The organism is Novosphingobium sp. ES2-1 (assembly GCF_015169775.1).
Lineage (GTDB): Bacteria > Pseudomonadota > Alphaproteobacteria > Sphingomonadales > Sphingomonadaceae > Novosphingobium > Novosphingobium subterraneum.
This window is the reverse complement of record NZ_CP063446.1, coordinates 553,927-574,448: the sequence shown is the minus strand read 5'-3', so window position 1 is coordinate 574,448 and position 20,522 is coordinate 553,927. Positions and strand designations below refer to the sequence as shown.

Annotated in this window: 20 protein-coding genes; 13 read left to right on the top strand and 7 right to left on the bottom strand. The window is 65.2% G+C overall.

Annotation, left to right across the window (positions count from 1 at the left end; genetic code table 11):
- Positions 1-34: 34 nt before the first annotated feature.
- Both IM701_RS17910 and IM701_RS17905 read left to right on the top strand, forming a co-directional pair.
- A complete protein-coding gene (locus IM701_RS17910) occupies positions 35-649 on the top strand; it encodes a gluconate 2-dehydrogenase subunit 3 family protein (protein ID WP_193828636.1) in 615 nt (204 codons plus the stop codon).
- A 14-nt stretch (positions 650-663) separates the two neighbouring features.
- The gene (locus tag IM701_RS17905; RefSeq protein WP_039334481.1) at positions 664-2,349 is read left to right on the top strand and encodes a GMC oxidoreductase; all 1,686 of its coding nucleotides are present in this window, start codon (positions 664-666) and stop codon (positions 2,347-2,349) included.
- Positions 2,350-2,402: 53 nt separating this feature from the next.
- Here the strand turns inward: IM701_RS17905 and IM701_RS17900 are convergent, their stop codons facing one another.
- Positions 2,403-3,182, bottom strand: a complete 780-nt coding sequence (locus IM701_RS17900; RefSeq protein ID WP_193828635.1) for an SDR family NAD(P)-dependent oxidoreductase — start codon at positions 3,180-3,182, stop codon at positions 2,403-2,405.
- A gap of 38 nt (positions 3,183-3,220) precedes the next feature.
- The gene (locus IM701_RS17895) at positions 3,221-4,300 is read right to left on the bottom strand and encodes a Rieske 2Fe-2S domain-containing protein (protein WP_193828634.1); all 1,080 of its coding nucleotides are present in this window, start codon (positions 4,298-4,300) and stop codon (positions 3,221-3,223) included.
- Between the two features lie 324 nt (positions 4,301-4,624).
- Here IM701_RS17895 and IM701_RS17890 point away from each other — a divergent pair, with 324 nt between their 5' ends.
- The 10 genes from IM701_RS17890 (at position 4,625) to estDL136 (ending at position 13,138) form a co-directional block, all read left to right on the top strand.
- Positions 4,625-5,386, top strand: a complete 762-nt coding sequence (locus tag IM701_RS17890; protein ID WP_039334478.1) for an SDR family NAD(P)-dependent oxidoreductase — start codon at positions 4,625-4,627, stop codon at positions 5,384-5,386.
- Between the two features lie 13 nt (positions 5,387-5,399).
- Complete coding sequence (locus tag IM701_RS17885; protein WP_193828633.1) at positions 5,400-6,128, top strand: EthD domain-containing protein; 729 nt, start codon at positions 5,400-5,402, stop codon at positions 6,126-6,128.
- Between the two features lie 23 nt (positions 6,129-6,151).
- Positions 6,152-7,027, top strand: coding sequence for an SDR family NAD(P)-dependent oxidoreductase (locus IM701_RS17880; RefSeq protein ID WP_062343349.1), 876 nt, complete (start codon positions 6,152-6,154; stop codon positions 7,025-7,027).
- 295 nt (positions 7,028-7,322) lie between these two features.
- On the top strand, positions 7,323-8,741 hold the full coding sequence (locus tag IM701_RS17875) for a cytochrome P450 (RefSeq protein WP_193828632.1): 1,419 nt from the start codon (positions 7,323-7,325) through the stop codon (positions 8,739-8,741).
- A 10-nt stretch (positions 8,742-8,751) separates the two neighbouring features.
- On the top strand, positions 8,752-9,084 hold the full coding sequence (locus tag IM701_RS17870) for a 2Fe-2S iron-sulfur cluster-binding protein (protein ID WP_039334472.1): 333 nt from the start codon (positions 8,752-8,754) through the stop codon (positions 9,082-9,084).
- 117 nt (positions 9,085-9,201) lie between these two features.
- Positions 9,202-10,074 carry an SDR family NAD(P)-dependent oxidoreductase gene (locus tag IM701_RS17865; protein WP_193828631.1) on the top strand — a complete coding sequence of 291 codons (873 nt, stop codon included), beginning with the start codon at positions 9,202-9,204 and terminating at the stop codon, positions 10,072-10,074.
- A complete protein-coding gene (locus IM701_RS17860) occupies positions 10,071-10,496 on the top strand; it encodes a nuclear transport factor 2 family protein (protein WP_193828630.1) in 426 nt (141 codons plus the stop codon). Before IM701_RS17865 ends, IM701_RS17860 begins: the two co-directional genes overlap by 4 nt.
- Positions 10,493-11,299, top strand: a complete 807-nt coding sequence (locus IM701_RS17855; protein WP_193828629.1) for an SDR family NAD(P)-dependent oxidoreductase — start codon at positions 10,493-10,495, stop codon at positions 11,297-11,299. Before IM701_RS17860 ends, IM701_RS17855 begins: the two co-directional genes overlap by 4 nt.
- Complete coding sequence (locus IM701_RS17850) at positions 11,299-12,198, top strand: NAD(P)-dependent oxidoreductase (protein WP_193828628.1); 900 nt, start codon at positions 11,299-11,301, stop codon at positions 12,196-12,198. The genes IM701_RS17855 and IM701_RS17850 overlap by 1 nt, the downstream gene beginning before the upstream one ends.
- Before the next feature lie 13 nt (positions 12,199-12,211).
- Positions 12,212-13,138 (top strand): chloramphenicol hydrolase, encoded by a 927-nt coding sequence (gene estDL136, locus IM701_RS17845; RefSeq protein WP_039334463.1) that lies wholly within the window; start codon positions 12,212-12,214, stop codon positions 13,136-13,138.
- 3 nt (positions 13,139-13,141) lie between these two features.
- On the opposite strand, the gene IM701_RS17840 is transcribed toward estDL136, so the two are convergent.
- The 4 genes from IM701_RS17840 to IM701_RS17825 form a co-directional block, all read right to left on the bottom strand.
- Positions 13,142-15,112: a bifunctional diguanylate cyclase/phosphodiesterase gene (locus IM701_RS17840; protein WP_039334462.1), complete on the bottom strand. Its 1,971-nt coding sequence runs from the start codon at positions 15,110-15,112 to the stop codon at positions 13,142-13,144.
- A 195-nt stretch (positions 15,113-15,307) separates the two neighbouring features.
- On the bottom strand, positions 15,308-16,078 hold the full coding sequence (locus IM701_RS17835; protein ID WP_193828627.1) for a TIM barrel protein: 771 nt from the start codon (positions 16,076-16,078) through the stop codon (positions 15,308-15,310).
- 3 nt (positions 16,079-16,081) lie between these two features.
- The gene (locus IM701_RS17830) at positions 16,082-17,080 is read right to left on the bottom strand and encodes a sugar phosphate isomerase/epimerase (RefSeq protein WP_039334458.1); all 999 of its coding nucleotides are present in this window, start codon (positions 17,078-17,080) and stop codon (positions 16,082-16,084) included.
- Between the two features lie 16 nt (positions 17,081-17,096).
- Positions 17,097-17,483, bottom strand: coding sequence for a DUF6379 domain-containing protein (locus tag IM701_RS17825; RefSeq protein WP_039334456.1), 387 nt, complete (start codon positions 17,481-17,483; stop codon positions 17,097-17,099).
- Positions 17,484-17,604: 121 nt separating this feature from the next.
- On the opposite strand from IM701_RS17825, the gene IM701_RS17820 reads away from it, so the two are divergent.
- The gene (locus IM701_RS17820; RefSeq protein ID WP_193828626.1) at positions 17,605-19,224 is read left to right on the top strand and encodes a GMC family oxidoreductase; all 1,620 of its coding nucleotides are present in this window, start codon (positions 17,605-17,607) and stop codon (positions 19,222-19,224) included.
- Between the two features lie 224 nt (positions 19,225-19,448).
- Here the strand turns inward: IM701_RS17820 and IM701_RS17815 are convergent, their stop codons facing one another.
- A complete protein-coding gene (locus tag IM701_RS17815; protein WP_193828625.1) occupies positions 19,449-20,375 on the bottom strand; it encodes a hypothetical protein in 927 nt (308 codons plus the stop codon).
- Between the last annotated feature and the right edge of the window lie 147 nt (positions 20,376-20,522).

Below are 20,522 nucleotides of genomic sequence, written 5' to 3'. Positions count from 1 at the left end.
CGCCAAGACGCAAGCCAGAACACGGAGACTGCCGATGATTGATCTTCCCGAAACCGATCGCCGTGGCATCTTGGCCGGCTTCGCCGCCCTGCTCGGCGCGGCAGCACTTCCAATCGAGGCACTTGCGGCACCGGCCGGCAAGACCACGCCCTTCCTCCCCGCCCCACGCTTTGCGCTGCTTTCAAGCGTGGCCGACACGATGCTGCCCGTCACCGACACGCCGGGCGCGCTTGCGGCGCAAGTCCCCGTCCGGCTTGACGCGATGCTGAAGAACTGGGCCGCGTCGGCCACCCGGGCCGAGATCCTCGCGGCGCTTGACCGGATCGATGCCTCGGCCAAAGCTGCCAAGGGGCGCAGCTTTGCCGCGCTTTCCGCAAAGGAGCGCGAAACGGTGCTGCGCGCCCACGATGCCGCCGCGCTCAAGCCGACAGCCCCGCTCGATGCCAACAAGGCGGGGTTCCTGCAGACGGGGACCGTACCGACCGATGCCGGTTACAAGCGGCTGAAGGAGCTGGTCATCGGCCTCTACTACTACAGCCCGACCGGCAGCGAGCACGAGCTGGTCTATGATCACGTGCCCGGCCCCTACCAGGCCTCGGTCAAGCTTACCCCGAAATCCCGGCCTTTCCTCGGCCTCGGTCCGTTCTGAGCGGAGATAAATTCATGTTTGACGCCATCGTTATCGGCTCGGGTATCAGCGGGGGCATTTCCGCCAAGGAATTGACCGAACGCGGCCTGAAGGTCCTGGTGATAGAGCGCGGCCGCAAGGTCGAACACGTCAGCGACTACAACGACACCCAGATGCCGTGGGAGCTGCCCAACAACAACGAGATTCCCGAAGAGGAACTGGCGCGCGACTATCCTGTGCAGCGCCAGTGCTATGCCGTGAATGCCGCGACCAAGCAGTTCTGGGTCAAGGACAGCGAGCATCCCTACACCACGCCAGAAGACCGCCCGTTCAGCTGGATCCGCGGCTATCACCTCGGCGGGCGTTCGATCATGTGGGGCCGCCAGGCCTATCGTCTTTCGCCCATGGATTTCGAGGCCAACGCCAAGGACGGTCACGGCGTCGACTGGCCGATCCGCTATGACGACCTCGCGCCGTGGTACAGCCATGTCGAGAAGTTCATCGGCGTGGCAGGGTCAAAGGAAGGCCTGCCGCAACTGCCAGATGGCGAATTCCTGCCTCCATGGGAAATGAACGATGCCGAGAAGCTGTTCAAGGCGTCGGTCGAGGAGAAGTTCTCGGGCCGCAAGGTGATCATCGGGCGCAATGCCAACCTCTCGGTCGCCCAGCCACACCACGAGGAACTGGGGCGCACCAGCTGCCAGAACCGTTCGATCTGCGAACGCGGCTGCAGCTTCGGGGCGAACCACACCAGCCTGTCCTCATCCTTCCCTGCGGCAGAGCGCACCGGCAACCTGACCATCGTCACCGATGCGATCGTGCACAGCCTGGTGCAGGACCCGGCCAGTGGCAGGATCACGGCCGTGCGGGTGATCGATGCCAAGACCATGGAGGGGCGGACCTATGAGGCAAAGGTCTTCTTCCTCAACGCATCGACCATCGGATCGGCGCAGATCCTGCTGAACTCGGCGAACGAGGCAAATCCGCGCGGCCTGTGCAACAAGTCCGATCAGGTCGGCCGCAACATCATGGACCACATGTATGCGCTGGCGACAGCCGGCGTGATGCCGCATTATCCGGCCGACAGCTATTATCACGGCCGCCGTCCCACCGGCATCTACATCCCGCGCTATCGCAACGTGACAGAGGACGCCGACGGCTTCGTGCGCGGCTACGGCTATCAGGGCGCAGTGACCCGGCAGGGCGGAAAGCCCGATGCTTCCGCAGGAATCGGCCAGGAGATCAAGGAGCGGAACCGCAAGTTCGGGCCGTGGGTCGCCTATATCTCGGGCTTTGGCGAAATGCTGCCCCATCCCGATAACCGGATGACGCTGCACCAGACGCGCAAGGACAAGTGGGGCATTCCGCTGCTCCACATCGACGTTCAGCTGCGCGAAAACGAGAAGAAGATGGCCAGGCAGATCCAGGCCGATGCCCGGACCATGATCGAAGCCGCCGGCGGCACTGTCGTCTACCAGCGGACCGAACCGGGACCGCCGGGTCTGGGCATCCACGAGATGGGCAGCGCCCGCATGGGCCGCGATCCGATGACCTCGGTGTTCAACGGGCTGAACCAGGCGCACGAGGCGCCGAACCTGTTCTGCACCGATGGCGCGGTAATGACCTCGTCGGGCTGCCAGAACCCGTCGCTCACCTACATGGCGATGTCGGCCCGCGCCGCGCATAATGCGGTGCTGATGTTGAAGGAAGGCAAGATCTGAACCGCTCGGGGGCTGCCTGCAAGGGCAGCCCTTCAAGCAGGAGACCCCCGGATTTACATTCCCGGCGATCCGGGGAAGCCCATGTAGTAGCTGCCGGTGGTCATTCCGCCGTCGACCACGATCTCTGCGCCATGGATGTAGGACGCCTCGTCGCTGGCAAGGAAGGCGCTGGCTGCGGCCACCTCTTCCGGCCCGCCGATGCGCTGCAACGGCACGTTGCCATAGCCCTTGTCCACTTCCTCGCGCGGCGCGCCGGAATGGTTGGACATCACCGTGTCCACCCCGCCGGGGTGGACCGAGTTCACCCGAACGCCCTTGTGGCCCAGCTCCATCGCCGCCACCTTGGTCAGCCCGCGCACGCCCCACTTGGACGAGGCATAGGCGACCAGACTGTTCGCGCCCTTCATCCCGTCCACGGAAGAGACATTGACGATCGAACCGCGCCCGCGCGCGATCATGCCCGGCGCCACCGCCTTGATGCCCAGGAACTCGCCGACGAGATTGACGCCCAATACCTTTTCGTATTCGGCCTTGGTCGTCTCGAGCAGGCTCTTGAACATCAGGATGCCGGCATTGTTGACCAGCGCGTCGACCGGTCCCAGCGTTGCTTCCACTTCGCTGACAACCGCGGCCCAATTGGCCTCGTCGGTCACGTCGAGATGGAAGAACCGCGCCGCATCGCCAAGCTCTGCGGCCAGTGCTTCACCGGCCTCGTCCAGCACATCGGCAATCGCCACTTTCGCGCCCTCGGCCACGAACAGCCGGCTCGTCGCCGCGCCCATGCCCCGCGCGCCACCGGTGACGATCGCCACCTTGCCTGCAAGCTTTCCCATGATCTCTCCCTTGGCCCCTGCGTGGGAGCCTTATGTCCTCAGGCCACCTTCTGCCCCGGCCGCTTGTCGAGCGTGACGTGCAGACCGTTGACCCGGCTTTGGATCTCGGGCGCCTTGTCACGCGGGTTGTAGAACTGGCGGTACCACAGGCGCACCTTGGCGTATGGCCCATCCTTGGGGATCGCCAGCGGATTGATGCAGGCGCGCTTGTTCGCCCAGATTTCCACGTCCTGCGCAAAGGCAAGGCGGCTCGCTTCCTGATACATCAGCGCGGTCTGGCGGTCCTCGGCGGTCGTCTCGCGGCTGCCGTCGTGAACCTTGACCATCAGCGCGTGCCACGACCGCGTCACCCCGTCCTCGATCGGCGTGTTGGCGATCATGATGAAGCTGTCGAACGTGCCGGCCATTTCCGATTGCAGGAAGCCGGGCCCCTCGTACCAGGTATCCAGGACCAGCGCGTCTTCGGGGTTGGCGGTCAGCGTGCGGTGCCCGGCGCTATAGTACTGGTGCAGGTGCGGCCCCATGAACTCGTTGGCAAAGTACTGCCAGTCGGTCGCCCCGTGGATCGGCACGAAGTGGCCGAAGTCGGCCATGTTGTCGACGATCTCGATGCCGTGGCTGTTAAGATCGCCCATGTAGTCGATCTTCCATTCGACCCAGCCCGGCTCGCCATAATGGCCGCCGAAATTGGCCAGCTCGACGTCGGGCTCCAACCCTTCCGGATCATGCCACATCCAGATGATCCCGGCGCGTTCGAGCACCGGATAAGTGCCGAGCTTCGCTGCCTTGGGGATGAAGTCGGAATAGGGAATGTGGTTGCACGCGCCATCGGTGCCGAAGCGCCAGCCGTGGAACGGGCAGCGGATCGACTCGCCCTCGACATGCTCGCCATCGCGCACGATGTAGGACGTGCTGTTCTTCGCTAGGTGCGCGCCCATGTGCGGGCAATAGGCATCGACCACGTAAGGCTTGCCGCTCTCGCCCCGGTAGATCACCAGATCCTTGCCGAAGTAGCGGATCGGCGCGGGAGTGCGCGTGGCATCGGCTGCAGTTCCGATCATGAACCAGCCGCGCGGAAAATCGAACTCACCCAGGCCATACTCTTTCGAGGTTGCCATCTGCATCACTCCTTTTGATCACCGCGCCGTTCTGCCTCGGTGACGACAGCGCATTCGTGATCCCGAAAACCGAATCGCGAACGATTTGCGGACCGATCGCGATCTTCTCCCACGCCCTCAGCATGGCACGCCCAAGAGCATTGGGCAAGCCCAAGCGGACCACACTTTGCGTTGCCATAAATGACGCTTCTTACGCAAAGGCAGCAATACAACACGTTTTCTCTGTAACCTGCGTTCAGATTTTGGTTTGCAGTTTGCATGAGGCCGTGGCAACAACCCGATCAGCGAGAGGCCGCAAGACGCTTCACGCCACTGGAGAGAAGCATGACCGACCTTGATCGCAAAGTCGTCCTGATAACCGGAGCCGGGCAGGGCATCGGACAGGGCGTGGCGCTGGCAATGGCAGGCGCTGGCGCATCTGTCGTCGTCACCGGGCGGACGCTCGCCAAGGTCGAGGCAACGGCGCGGATGGTCGAGGAACGGGGCGGCCAGGCGCTTGCCGTCGCTTGCGACGTGAAGTCCGCCGCCGACCTTGCCGCGACGGTCGAGCGCACCGTCGCCACCTTCGGCGGGCTCGACATTCTCGTCAACAATGCCCAGGAAGTGCCGCTCGGCAAGCTCGAGGACGTGACGGACGAAGCCTTCCTCGCGGGATTCGAAAGCGGGCCGCTGGCCACGCACCGCCTGATGAAGCTGGCCCGCCCGCACCTCGCCGCGCGCGGCGGCGGCACGATCTTCAACTTCTGCTCGTCGGCGGGCATCCGCTGGGACATGACCGGTTACGGCTGCTACGCCGCGGTCAAGCAGGCGATCCGTTCGCTCACCCGCGCCGCTGCCGCCGAATGGGGCGGCGAAGGCATCCGCGTGCTGACCATCGCGCCGCACGCGGAATCGCCCGGGCTCAAGTGGTGGATCGAGAACAATCCCGAAGAGGCGCAGGCCTTCTTCCGCACGATCCCGCTGGGCCGGGTCGGCAGCCTGGAAGGCGATATCGGCCGCGCGCTGGTGGCGCTTGCGGGGCAGGACCTTGCCTACCTGACCGGGGCGACCATCCCGCTCGACGGTGGACAGGCCAACTTCGACTGAGGAGGCGCAGCCCATGGAAAAGGTCATCGCTGCCCTCTGGGCCCCGCCGCAGCAATCGCGGGAGGATTTCGGTGCCGCATTGCTCGGCACCCTGCCCCAGGCGCTCGTCGCTGCGGGAGCGAGCCGGGTTCGGCTCAACCTGCGCGATGCCACGGTCGCCCCCGGCGAGGCGCTGGTCCAGCAGTGGCAGTCGCCGCAGCAGGCTGCCGTCGTGCAGTTCTGGATGCCCTCGGCAAACGCCCGCTTCCGGACTGAGGTAGATGCCGCGCTGGCCGCGCATTCGGCCTGGTTCGCCGCATGGCTGGTCTGCGAATCCGAGATCATCCCCAACACCGCGCATCCGTGTTCTGCAAATGTTTCCCCGGGGAAACACCGCACCTGGGGCTGGAGCCAGGCCAGCTTCATCACCTTTCGCCCGGACATCACCCGCGAAGAGGCCGTCGCCCACTGGCATTCGCACCACACGCGGGTGGCGATCGAGACGCAATCGAATTTCGAATACGTCCAGAACCTGATCGTCCGCCCCCTCACCGAAGGCGCGCCGGCCTACAGCGCATTCGTCGAGGAATGCTTTCCCCTGGAAGCGCTCGAACAGCCCGAAGTATTCTTCGATGCCGTGGGCAACCCGGAAAAGTTCAAGGCCAATCTCGATGCGATGATGGCCAGCTGCCACGCCTTCATCGACTTCACCCGCAACGATATTATCCCCACCAGCCAGTTCGATTTCGCCCACTTGGGCTGAAGATCGCGCAAGAGGAATCCACCATGTCCGAACAACCGAAAGTGGCTCTCGTAACTGGCGCCAGCCGGGGTGCAGGCGCCGGCATCGCGCGCGGCTTTGGCGAGATGGGCTACACCGTCTACGTCACCGGGCGCACCGTTACGCCGGGTGACGCGAAGGGCTGGGACGGCACCGTGCTGCCCGGCACGGTATCCGAAACCGCGCAGAAGATCACCGAGAACGGCGGCAAGGGCATTCCCGTGGTCTGCGACCATGCCGACGATGCCAGCGTCGCCCGCGTGTTCGAACAGATCATGGACGAGCAGGGCCGCCTCGACGTGCTGGTCAACAATGCCGCCTACATGCACCACCAGCTGATCGAGAAGGCGCCGTTCTGGGAAAAGGAACTGGATGCGCAGAAGATCATCGATGTCGGTCTGCGCAGTGCCTACGTCGCCAGTTGGCACGCGGCGAAGATCATGGTTCCGCAGAAGTCGGGCCTGATCGCGATGACCTCGTCGTTCGGCGCGACCTGCTACATGCACGGCCCCGCCTACGGCGCGCAGAAGGCCGGGCTCGACAAGCTGGCACACGACATGGAGCACGATTTCCGCGGCACCGGCGTGATCGCCGTCTCGCTCTGGCTCGGCCCGCAACTGACCGAGCGCGCGCTGATCGCGGCCAAGACCAACCCGGAGCAGTACGAAGGCTTCCTGTCGATGGCCGAGAACCCCGAATTCTCCGCCCACGTCCTTGCTGCCATCGACCGGGCGCCGAACCGCGACGAGCTTTCGGGCCAGACGCTTATCGTGGCGGAAATCGCCAAGGAACTGGGCGTGACCGACCGGGGGCACGACCGTCCCTCGCACCGCGAAATGCTCGGCAGCCCGCGCCCGAAGAACCCGGCGGCGGTCTATTGAAGGGTAGCGCCGAAGCACCTTCGCCTAATTGCTTCGTCACCCTGAACTCGTTTCAGGGTCCATTTCTCGACATCCACGGACAGTGTTCGGTGAGAGATGGATGCTGAAACAAGTTCAGCATGACGGGGCTTGTGGTTGAAGGCTTGTTCGGCAAAGCGCTCAGGCACGTTCGCTCAATGATCCCCGCCGGATCATCCTGCGATACCGAGATCCGCGAACCCCTTGCACCAGCCCCCCCGCCCCATACCCTTCGCCCGTTGGAGCCGGAGCAACCGGCCAGACGGGGAGATGATCGATGGCAAGTGCAGCAGCGGGTGCAGACGGCCTTCCCTTGCTCGATGGCGGTGTGCCGCTGCTCGGGCACCTCGCCCAGTTCTTTCGCGATCCGGTTTCCGTCCTGAAGCGTGGCTATCGCTCAAAGGGCCGGCTCTTCGCGATGAACTTCATGGGCCAGCGCATGAACGTGATGCTGGGGCCGGAACACAACCGCTTCTTCTTCGAGGAAACCGACAAGCTGCTCTCTATCCGGGAGTCGATGCCGTTCTTCCTCAAGATGTTCTCGCCCGAGTTCTACTCGTTTGCCGAGATGGACGAATACCTGCGCCAGCGCGCGATCATCATGCCCCGGTTCAAGGCGGCATCGATGAAGCAGTACGTGCCGGTGATGGTCGAGGAATCGCTGAACCTCGTCGAACGGCTGGGTGAGGAAGGCGAGTTCGACCTGATCCCGACGCTGGGCCCCGTGGTAATGGACATCGCCGCGCACAGCTTCATGGGGCGCGAATTCCACGAGAAGCTTGGCCACGAATTCTTCGAGCTGTTCCGCGACTTCTCGGGCGGCATGGAGTTCGTGCTGCCGCTGTGGCTGCCGACGCCCAAGATGGTGAAAAGCCAGCGCGCCAAGAAGAAGCTCCACGCCATCCTGCAATCGTGGATCGACAAGCGCCGCGCCAGTCCACTCGATCCCCCCGACTTCTTCCAGACGATGATCGAGACGAAGTATCCCGATGGCCGCGCCGTGCCCGACGAGATCATCCGGCACCTGATCCTGCTGCTGGTCTGGGCGGGCCACGAAACCACCGCCGGGCAAGTCAGCTGGGCGCTGGCCGACCTGCTCCAGAACCCCGGTTACCAGCAGGTGCTGCGCGATGAGGTCGCCGGCCTGATCGGCGGCAGCGACGGGCGTGCGCTGGGCTGGGAGCAGGCCGTGGCCATGGAGAAGATGGACCTCGCCCTGCGTGAGACCGAGCGGCTCCACCCGGTCGCCTACATGCTCAGCCGCAAGGCCAGCGCCGATATCGAGCGCGACGGCTATCGCATCCGCAAGGGCGAATTCGTGCTGCTCGCGCCCTCGGTCAGCCATCGCATGGAAGAGACCTTCCGCAATGCCGATGCCTATGATCCCGAACGCTTCAACCCGCAGAACCCGGACGCGCAGATCGAGAGCAACTCGCTGATCGGCTTCGGCGGCGGGGTGCATCGCTGTGCGGGGGTAAACTTCGCGCGCATGGAAATGAAGGTGCTGGTGGCGATCCTGCTGCAGAACTTCGACATGGAGCTGATCGACGAAGTGCGCCCCATCGCCGGCGCATCGACCTACTGGCCCGCCCAGCCCTGCCGCGTGCGCTACAAGCGGCGCAAGCTGGATGGCGCGGGTGGAAGCGCGGACGTGGCGGCGCTCGCCAAGGCGGCCGGTTGCCCGGCCCATGCATGAGGCACACTGAATGGCCAAGGTGACTTTCGTCCAGCCGGACGGCTCGGCGCGGACTTGCGTTAACTTCGAGGGCATGACCCTGATGCAGCTTGCGGTCGGCAACCTTGTCGACGGGATCGACGCGCTGTGCGGCGGCATGATGCAGTGCGCCACCTGCCATTGCTACATCGACCCGGACTGGCTTGACCGCACCGGCCCCGCCCGGCCGGAAGAACGCGAGATGCTCGAGGCCATCGATGGCGTCGAGATCCGCCCGAACAGCCGCCTGTCCTGCCAGGTCCAGCTTGGCGAGGAGTTGGACGGGCTGGTGGTGCACATTCCGGCGGAGCAACCGGGAATCTAGCAACAACAGTACCCTCTTCCTGCGCATTCTGTTGACATGTGCTCTTGCCGAAAACAGTATGCGTAGAAATAAAAACAACTATTGCCGAATCATCGGCATGGAGAGGGTAGTTGCCGTATGACTGCGGTGGATAACGCAAAGCTCGCTGCGCAGGCGCTCGATTTCGCCGGCAAGACCGTGCTGGTCACCGGCGGTGGCGTCGGCATCGGGCGCGCCATTGCCGAGGCCTTCGCCGGAGCCGGCGCGCAAGTGGTGATCGCCGAGATCGACCCCGCCAATGCCGATGCAGCCGAAGCCGCCATGCCCTCGGCCCGCGTGATCCGCTGCGACGTGCGCCAGCGCGGCGTCGGCGCAATGCTGGCCGAGCGGATCGCCGCCGAGACCGGCCGGCTGGACGTGCTGGTCAACAATGTCGGCCACTTCGTCCACGCCCGCCCCTTCGCCATGCTGGAGGACGAGGAGGCCGAGGAAATCCTCGACGTGAACCTTGGCCAGATGCTGCGCATGACCCGCGCGATGATTCCGCTGCTGCGCAAGGGCGCGCCCGGCTCCTCGATCATCAACGTCACCTCGATCGAAGCGCATCGCGGCATCCCCTATTGCTCGGTCTATGCCGCCGCGAAGTGGGCCGTCACCGGCTTTACCAAGAGCCTCGCGCTCGAGCTTGGCCCCGAGGGCATCCGCGTCAACACCATCGCGCCCGAGACGACCGACACCGCGCAAGTGGCGCTCGATATCATGATCCCGCCGGAAAACCGCGCACACGAGGAGCGCTGGATTCCGCTGGGCCGTTTCGGCCGCCCCAGCGACTGTGCAGGCGCGGCGCTCTACCTCGCCAGCCCGCTGGCGGCATGGGTAACGGGCAGCGCGATCAACATCGATGGCGGCGCACTGGCAGCAGCAGGCTGGTATCGCACGCCGCAGGGCGAATGGACCAACGTGCCGCTGATTTCGGGCAATGGCCTCGTTGTTCCGGGAACCGTGGCATGAGCGACCTTGCCGCCCTGCGCCGCACCGCCGAGCGCTATGCCCTCGGCGCAGACCGGCGCGACAAGGCGCTGTGGCGCGAAGTGCTGGCCGACGATGTCGAGATCAGCGGCCCTGGCTTCAGCATCACCGGGCTGGAAGCCAACCTCGGATCGATCGACCACCTCGCCCACGCCTTCACCATGACGCGCCACATGGTGCACGACATGGACGTGACCGTGGACGGTGACACCGCGCAGGGCGAGACCCGTTCCACCGCCGAGCACCGCATTGCCGCGCCGGACGGCGACAAGCTGCTGGTCTGGGCGATCCGCTACCAGGACCAGTGGCGGCGCGAACAAGGCACATGGAGATTCCACCGCCGCTCCCTGATCGTCGATTGGGAAGAACTGCGCGCCGTCTCAAATCCGGGCGGCGCGGCGTGAGCGGTCTTTCCGGCCGTACCGTCTTTATCACCGGTGCCACCGGAGCCATTGCCGAGGCCTGCGCGCTGCAGCTGGCGCGTGACGGGGCGCGCCTCGCCCTGATGGCGCGGCGGGCCGACGGGCTTGCCGAAACCGCCGCGCGCATCCGCGCGCACGTGCCGGACGCGCAAGTCCACACCTTCATCGGCGATGGCACTGACGAGCAGGCCGTGGCCGCAGCGGTACGCGGCGCCCACGCCTTGGCCGGCAGGCTCGACGTCGCCTTTGCCACGGTCGGTGGCGGCGGGTTCCGCCCGCTGATCGAGACCACCGCCGCGGACCTTCGCGATGCCTTCGAGAGCAACGTCGTCTCCGCCTTCCACGTGCTCCGCACTGCTGCGCCGCTGATGCAGCCAGGCGGGTCGATCGTCTGCCTGTCATCGGGCGCGGCGGCCCTCACTTTCCGCCATCTGGCCGCCTACCACATGGCCAAGGCGGCGCTCGAAGGCCTGGTGCGCTCGGCGGCGGACGAGCTCGGCCCCTCGGGCCTGCGCGTCAATGCCATCCGCCCGGGCCTCACCCGTTCGGGCGCGACACAGGGCATGTTCGAGGGCGGAGCGGCCGAGGCCTTCCTGCCCGAATACCCGCTCGGCCGGCTGGGCGAGGCCGACGACATGGCCGGCGCGGTACGCTTCCTTGCCGGCGATGAAAGCGCCTGGGTGACCGGGCAGTGCATTGCGGTTGATGGCGGCAACCTGCTGCGCCGCAGCCCCGATCTTGCACCGCTACCAGTGGTGAACGCGAATTCCGAAGGGAGAGAATGATGAAAGTACTGGTCATCGGTGGCACCGGGGCCCTTGGCGGCCACGCCGCGCTGCATCTGGCGCGCCAGGGCCATGACGTGACGATCACCGGCCGCTCGTCGGCGCCGCAGGGCACGCCGCTGACAGGGCTCGGCTTTCTCAAGGGAGATTACGTGGCGGGTGATTTCACCGCTGCAACGCTTTCCGGCTTCGACTGGATGGTCTTTGCCGCAGGCAACGACCCGCGCCACGTGCCGCAGGGCGAGGATTTTGGCGCATGGCTGAAGAAAGCCAACCACGAAGCGCTGCCGGCCGTCTTCGCCGCCGCGCGCGAAGCCGGGGTCAGCCGAGCCATCCAGCTCGGCAGCTTCTACCCGCAGGCCGCACCGGAGCTGATTGCGGGCAACGTCTATATCCAGTCGCGCCTTGCCGCGTGCCAGCTTGCCCGCAACGAGGGTGCCGAGGGCTTCGACGTGATCAGCGTCAATGCCCCCTTCATGGTCGGCGCCGTTCCCGGCCTGCCCAGCGCGATCTTCGAGCCTTACGTGGCATGGGCCAAGGGCCAGATCCCGATCCCGTTCTTCGCTCCCACCGGCGGCACCAACTTCATGTCGTTCCGGTCACTGTCCGAAGCCATCGAGGGTGCGTTGTTGCGGGGCGAGCCGGGCAAGGCCTATCTGGTGGGTGACGAGAACCTGACCTTCCGCGAATACTTCCAGCTGTTCTTCGACGCAGTTGGCAGTGACGTGAAGCTGGAAGAGCGCGACGAGGAATTGCCGCTCCTGCCAGACGTGGCCATCCCGCAAGGGCGCGGCAACACGATCAGTTATGAACCCGACGCTGGCGAAACCGCGCTGCTCGGCTATCGTCGCGGCGACGTGGCTGCGGCCGTGGCCGAAGTCGTCGCCCAATACGGGTAAGGGAGAGATACCGATGACGCTCAATCCGCAGGTCGAGGCGCTGCTCGGCTTCTTCGCGCAGATGCCGCCGGTCGATTACGAGACGATCACGCCCGAGGCCCTGCGCGAAGCGAACCGGCCGATGCAGATGGGCCCGCCCCCGGCCGTGGCCGAAGTGCGCGACCTGACATTGGACCTGCCCGGCCGCTCCATCGCCGCGCGGCTCTACAAGCCCGAGGGCGCGGGAGAGAACGCGCCGCTGGTGCTGTTCTACCATGGCGGAGGCTGGGTGATCGGCTCGATCGAGACGCACGATGCCTCGGCCCGTGCCCTTGCCGTGGCCAGCGGCGCGGCGGTGCTGTCGGTGGACTACCGCCTTGCCCCGGAAACGCCCTTCCCCGGCCCGCTCGACGATTGCCATGACGCCCTGCTGTGGGCGGTGGACCACGCGGCAGACCTTGGGATCGACAAGCACCGCCTGGCCGTGGCCGGTGACAGCGCGGGCGGCAACCTCGCCGCTGCCGTGGCGATCCGGGCACGCGATGCCGGCGGGCCGAAGCTCGCCCACCAGCTGCTGATCTACCCGGTCACCGACACCAACTTCGAGAACGGCTCCTATACCGAGAATGCCGAAGGCTACTTCCTCACCACCCGCATGATGCAGTGGTTCTGGGCGCATTACGTGGGCGATCATGCCAACGCGCACCCGGAAGCAGCGGTGCTGCAGCACGCGGACCTTTCAGGCCTGCCGCCCGCCACGGTGCTGGTGGCGCAGTACGATCCCTTGCGCGACGAAGGGCTGGACTATGCCGAGGCGCTGAAGCAGGCCGGCGTGCCGGTCGAGACCGAACTCGCGCCCGGCATGATCCACGGCTTCTTCTCGATGTTCGAGGCGGTGCCCGATGCCATGCCCTATATCGAACGGGCGGGCGCGCGGTTGAAGGCAGCGTTCGCGGCCTGACCGCTAACCGGCGAAGCGCGCCGAGGCTTGCAGCACGGTGCGCTCCGACCGCTCCCAGGCAGCGACGAAATCGGCAAGCGGCATGGGCTTGCCGAACAGGTAGCCCTGCAGCTTGTGGCATCCGGCCTGCCGCAGCAGCTGCGCCTGTTCCTCGGTCTCGACCCCCTCGGCGATCACGCGCATGTCGAGCCCACAGGCCAGCATGATCGCCCCGGTCACCAGCATCGCGCCCTTGCTCCCCGGTGCCAGGCCGTCGAGCAGCGACTTGTCGATCTTGATGTGGCTGAAGCCATAGCTGCGCAGGTAGTGGATGCTGGTGAAGCCCGTGCCGAAATCGTCGAGCGCGATCGACATGCCGCGCTCCTTGAACGTCTCGACTGCGCGCACCACGCGCTCCGGATTGGCGAGGAGGTAGCCCTCGGTGATCTCGAACTGCAGCCGCTCGGGGGGAAAGCGGGTCTGCTCCAGCACATGGGCGACCTGCCGTTCGAAATGCGAATCCCGAAACTGTGCCGGGCTGACATTGACGCTGAGCCGCAAGTCGCCCAGCGGTGCAATATCGCGGCAGGCGCGTTCGAGCACGAACATGCCGAGCGGATGGATCTGCCCGGTGGCCTCGGCAATGTCGATGAAATCATCCGGCGGCAGCGGGCCCTCGGGGCGACGCGGCCAGCGCAGCAGGGCTTCCACCGCCACGATCCGTCCCGTCTGGGCATCTACCTCGGGCTGGTAGTAGACTTCGAACTCATCGCGGGCAAGGCCGCGACCGATCTGCGTTTCGACGGCCAGGCGATGTTTTCGACCCTCATCGAACGCGGCATCATAGACGGCGACCTGGTTCTTGCCGCCGGTCTTGGCGTGATACATCGCAGTATCGGCGCGGCGCAGCAATTCGCGTGGCGTTCCGGCCGCATCGGTATTGGCGGCAACGCCGATGCTGGCGCCCACCTGCAGCACGTGGCGTTCGACCAGCACCGGCAGCGAGATTTCCTCGAGGATCGTTGCGGCCAGACGTTCCGCCTCGGCCTGCGCCTTGGGCATTTCCAGCAGCACCGCAAACTCGTCGCCGCCGACCCGGGCAAGTCGTGCATGCGCAGGGCAATGCTGGCCCAGCCGCAGGCAGATGCTGCGGATCAGGGCGTCGCCGGCCTGGTGGCCGTGCTCGTCGTTGACTTCCTTGAAGCCATCGAGATCGATGAAGATCACCGCAAGACTATCGGGCAGGGGATCAGCCCGCGCCTCGAGTCGATCAAGCCGCGTCAGGAGTTCGCGGCGGTTGGGCAGGCCGCTCAGCGGATCGCTGAACGCGATGCGCCGGTTTTCCTCGGAGAGCTTTTCGGCCTCCATCTGCCGCGTGCGGAGCGTGCGCTGGGAGCGGACCAGTTCGGAGAACGAGATGTTGTAGCGGTGCGTCACCACGATCATGCCGATGCACACCAGAGTCAGCACCACCGATTGACCGAGCAGCTTTCCGCCATCCACCCACGAGAAGTAGAACAGGAACGACAGCGTGCTGACCAGCGCCACGCGCATCGCGGCGGGACGCAGGGTCATCAGGCAGAAGACAGTGCTGACCTCGGTCAGACCAAGGAAAAACGTCAGGTTGCTGCGCGCATAGGCATCGCCATCGGGATAGACCCAGATGCACCACGCCTCGAACGCCATGGTCATCAGGATCGCCAGCCAGCAGGTGCGCCGCAGGCAGGCCGCGATGTATTCGTCAGACAGCTTGGCCGGATCGCCCTGCTGCCACCACCAGATGCCGCGCCACACGGCAATGCCGCATGTCACGAGTGGCGTCACGACGGTCTTGATCGGGCGCGCCGGGTCGAAGAACGACAGGGCGATGGCAAAGGCATTGCACACCAGAATCGCATAGAGCAGCGGCATCTGGCGCGAAAACGAACGAAACTGCGCCCGCGTCAGCTCCGGATCGCTGGTATCCAGCCTGAGGATGTTCGCAAAGGCCTGCATCCCCACCGTGTTTCGCCCTAAGTCCTTGAATCTTGGTTAAGATGCAGAACTTAGGCGAAAACCTTGAAGAGGCGGTATTATCGGGGACCCCGTAGAATTGCTTAGTCCGCCGCCGAGGACTGCCGCACCCTCCCCATTTTCACGCAGTGCAAATGGGGAGACGGCAGTCGCATCAGCGGCTGACGGAAGGGTAACTCAGGCGCACAGCCCGCGGATATAGCCGAACGCCTCGACCGAAGGCTTGGTCGGCTGCAGTTCGAGGCCGATCGTGCCCTTGTAGCCCAGACGCTCGAAGCGGGCGAGCGCTTGCGGCCAATCGATCTTGCCCGATCCCGGTTCGCCCCGGCCCGGCGCGTCGGCGATCTGCACGTGCACCACCTGGTGCATCGCCGCGGCCAGCGCCTCGTCCGGGTCCTCGCCTTCCACCACCGAATGGTAGAGGTCGTAGAGCACCTTGACGCGAGGGCTGTCCAGCATGTCGGCCACCACCACGCTGTCGTGCGTGGTCGAGCACAGCACGCCGGGGTGATCGTGGCGGGTGTTGGCGGATTCGAGCAGGATCGTCACGTCCAGCTCCTCGGCAATCGGCAGGATCTTGCGCAGCGCATCGGCGAAGATCGAAAGCTGCACCGGCCGCTTCAGCCACGGCACGCCGCGCCCTGAAGTGACCACCACGTTCGAGCAGCCGAGGAACTTGGCCGCCGAGGCCGCCTCGCGGAACACTTCGCAGAAGCCCTCGTGCGTGGCGGGATCGACCAGCTGCGTCACATAGTCCGCCACCGTGCTGATCAGTTCGACGCCGTTGGCATCGAGCGCCGCCTTGATCGCATCAAGATCGCGCCCCTTCAGCAGGAACAGCTCCACCTTGCGGAAGCCTGCCGCTGCAGCCGCGGCAATGCGGTCCTCGATCTTGTCGCCCGCTTCGGTGAAGCCGTATTCGAGGTTTACCGAGAGTTCGAAAGCCATGGCTCAGTTCCCCCAGATGCGGCGGGCCATCGCCTGGTGGCGCCGGACCTGTTCGAAGGCATCGCGCATGTCATAGGCATGGCCTTCCCATTCGGAGACCATCGTGCCGGTGAACCCGCCATCCTTGAACAGCGGCAGGATCGTGTCGTAATCGATCGCTTCCTCGACCAGATCCTCGCTCACGCCATAGAACTTGCCGTGGATGTGGATGGTGCGATCGACCAGCGCCGCCCAGCTCTTGGGATCGTGGTTCGAAAGGATGAAGAACGCCAGGCACGCCGCCTGAACTTCCAGCGGGCCATGGCCCTTGGGCAGAGCCCACTCGCGCAGGCGCCCGGCCTTCTCGTGGCTCATGCCGTCTTCGAGCCAGACTTCCTTGAGCTTGTCGAGCAGGTCTTCCTTGGCCCCCTTGGCGCGCGCAGCATCGAGCATCGATTCCGGGATGCGGCTTGCCGTACCGCCGAAGTCGGGAATCCAGCCCAGGTACGGCGTGTTCAGCTTGTCGTACATCTCGCCATAGGCCTGCACGGCGGGGTGCCCCGCCCACATCGGCGCGTGGACTTCCACGCCCATGCGGATGTCCAGCTCCTCGGCATAGGGTGCGATTTCCGGCAGCAGGTGCACCGGCAGCGCGAACTGGTAGCGCACCAGACTGAAGCCCATCTTCTTGGCCGAACGCAGCTGGCGCTTGTGGTATTCCACCAGCGCGGCGTCCTCGATCGGCTGCGCGCCCGGCTTGAGGAAGCGGTCGGAATTGATCGCGCAGGAAACCGGGTTCAGGCCCGTCTCGGCGATCATCTGTTTGAACTCTTCGGCGAACTTGTCCGAAACGTCGGGGAATTCACGGAAGTTCTGGAAGCCGATGATCTCGATGTTCGGACCCAGGTTGCGCTTGGCCACTTCGGCCAGCAGCGTATCGAGCTCGAACTGGCGGGTCAGGTACTCGTTGGTGAAGGAATAGAGCGTAACGCCGGTCTGCGGACCAGTTGCGGTAGTAGCCATGATTGCCGGTCCTCTCTCAGGCAGCTTCGACAGTGAGCGTGGAGGTCTGCGGATTGGTCCGCTTCATCCCCGGAATGTAGGGCGGGCTGATGAACAGGTTCAGCGAAACCTCGCGGGTTTCACCCACCTCGGCGCTGAGCGAAGGCAGCACCAGAAACGCCGAATCGCGGATGAACCAGAAGGTGTCTACCTTCTCGCCATTCTCCGAAAGCGGCCATTGCTGGCCGTTGTATTCGATCAGCGCGTCGGACAAGTCGACAGCCTCGCCACCCACCGACAGCGGCCCCACTTCCACCACCGAAAACGGCAGCGAGCGATACCATGGCAGGCGCATCGCCAGCTTCAACCCGCCTGCCGTAGCGGCAAGTCCTTCTTCTCCGATCACCCGTTCGACTGGCAGCACGTTTGCTCTCCCGATAATTAGAATGCTTCTTCTAATCATCGCTTGACAGCGGGTCAAGGCCTGTGCAGATAAAAAGAGAACTTCAGTTCTATTCTAATTCAGGGACAGGTGCCAGAGGGTCATGGCGGAATTCGATTACATCATCGTGGGCGCGGGCTCGGCAGGCTGCGTCCTGGCCAACCGCCTCAGCGCCAATCCGCAAACCCGCGTCCTGCTGATCGAGGACGGTGGCGACAACCAGCACCCCTTCATCAAGATGGCCGGCGGCTTCATCAAGATGATGGGCAACCCCGATTACTTCCGCGTCTACCAGACCGAACCGCGCCCCGGCATGCGCGGCGGCATCCACACTTACGGGCGCGGCATGGGTGGCTCCTCGGCCATCAACGGCACCTGGTATCTCACCGGCATGCCCAAGGACTTCGACAGCTGGACCGACCACGGCCTGTCGGGCTGGGGCTGGGACGAGATCGCCCGCTGCTACAGGAAGTTCGAGGACTATCGCGATCCCGGCGCGCATCCCGGCCGAGGCCAGGGTGGTGAACTGCAGGTCACTGCGTCGACCTACCAGTCGCCGGTGCTCGATGCGCTGGTCGCCGGCTTCGGCACGCAGGGCATGCCCTGGCTCGACGATATCACCACGCCCGGCAAGCAGGGCGTCGGCCGCAGCCAGTACACCGTCGATCGCAAGGGCGTGCGCGAAAGCTCGTACAAGGCCTTCGTCATGCCGATCCTCGGCCGCCACAACCTTACCATTGCCCAGCACACTGCGGTAAAGCGCATCACCATCGAAGGCGGCCGCGCCACGGGCGTCGTCACCGAAGCCCATGGGGAAGAGCGCAGCCACACCGCCGCGAAGGAAGTCATCCTTTCCGCCGGCGTCTATGGCTCGCCGCAGCTGCTCCAGCTGTCGGGCGTCGGCCCCGGCGCCACGCTGCAGGCGCTGGGCATTCCGGTGATCAAGGACCTCGCCCGCGTCGGCCAGAACCTGTCCGATCACACCAAGTTCGGCGTCTCGTTCGACCTGACGAACCACCCCGGCACCAACCGCGAGTTCTTCGGTTGGCGGCTCTATCGCAATGCCCTCCAGTATTTCCTCACCGGCACCGGCCACCTTGCCCGCGTCGGCATGCCGATTACCGGCCTGGTCGCCAGCGAAGGCACGCCCGAGGACTGGCCCGATCTGCAGGTCGGCGCCGCGCCCTTCGCCATGCGCACGGTGAACGAGATGGCCGCCCGCCCCGGCAGCCCGCTCACGCCCAATCCCGGCCTCACCTTCTCCGGCTATCACCTGCGGCCCAAGAGCCGCGGCTCGATCCGCCTCACTTCGCCTAACTTCCGCGACGCGCCGGTGGCCGACGCCGCGATCTGGTCCGATCCCTCGGACCGGGCCAAGAGCCTCGAACTCTTCCGCCTGTTCCGCGCCATCGCCGGGTCCGAACCGCTGAAAGCCTTCATCGGCACCGAACGCATGCCCGGCCCCGACGTGCAGGACGAGGCCGCGATCCTGGCCGAGCTTGCCAAGATGGTCGAAGTCGGCCTCCACGGCACCGGCACCTGCGCCATGGGCACCAATGAAGCCACCTCCGTCACCGACGCCCGCGCCCGCGTCCACGGCATTGGCTCCCTGCGCGTGGTCGACTGCTCGATCATGCCTACCCCGATTTCCGGCAACACGAACGGCCCGGCGATGGCGGTAGCGGAACGCGCGGCGGAACTGATTTTGGAGGATGCACGGTAAGAACCCCTCCGTCAGCCGCCAACACGGCTGCCTCCTCCCCGTTTGCGCTCACGCAAAACAGGGAGGATCAAAGCCCAGGCGCGTACCCACCAATCCTCCCCATTTTCACAAAGTGCAAATGGGCCAGAACACAAGCGATCCTCCCCATTTTCACGAAGTGCAAATGGGGAGGTGGCAGCGCGAAGCGCTGACGGAGGGGCAAATCCGCAACCGCGCCCTCCCCGCTAATCCTCCTCACGCAGCCACTTGCGCTGCTCCTTGATCGTCTCGCTGAGCTTCGGCCCCGCGCAATACTCCTGCTCGAACGCCGTCAGAGGCGGCGGCGACGGTTCCTCGAACTTCGCGGCGATTTCCTTGCGCAGGCAGAACCCCGCCGCCTCGCGCACACCCAGCATGTCGATGGGGATGCGGCTCGTCTCCTTTCGCGCGATCGGTCCTGCCAGATCGGCAATCATCCCGGCCCACGCAGTCCGGTTTTCCCGAGCCTCCGTGCCCTTTCCGCCAGCCTTGGGCGAAATGACGATGCTTGCCCTAACCGCCTCGGCCTCATCAAAGCTGCCGAGTTCGCGCAAACCGTTCGCAAGCCGGAATCGCGCAGCAATGGCTTCGAGGTTCCCCGCATCCGGCTTCACCAGCCGCGCCGCCTCGACGAATTCCGCGTTATAGCGCCGCGCCCGTTCGCCTGCCGGATCGTCGTTCTTCGCCTCCCAGCTTGCTTCCAGCAACCACCAGTGCAGATCCTTGTCGCCCAGAAACTGCGCGGTGCGATAGGCCAGATAGCGCGGCGTCTCGCCTGCGCTGCGTAGCGCCTTGTAACCCTCGCTCGCGATGAAGGGCGCAAGCCGCGCCACTTCCTCGGGCGTGAAGTCGCGGTACATCACCAGCCCGTTCGATGGGCACTGCGGCAATTCCACCGGAAACCGGCCCGAACCCAAAGGCATTCCATCCGGCAGCGCACCCCAGGTCGAGATAGACATCAGCGCCATCCGCGTGAACTTTTCGCCGCCGACCGGACAGACAACTTCTTCCTCGGTAAAAGTGCTGGCCTGCGCGGGAGACGTCCCGCCCGCAGCAAGCACCGCCAGCAACGGCAGGAAAACCCGCCAGGCGCACTTGCCTGACTTGCACCAAGCCTCTGAAATCATTGCCAACAAGCGCCATCCCCTCGCCACCATCAGATTGCAACGATGCCATGGCCACCCTGCCAGGGCAAACGGAGCTTGCACCGATCCTGCCCGTCTCCTCACCGACCCACGCAAAAAGGCGCGGTCCTTCCCCGGGACCGCGCCTTCAGCGTG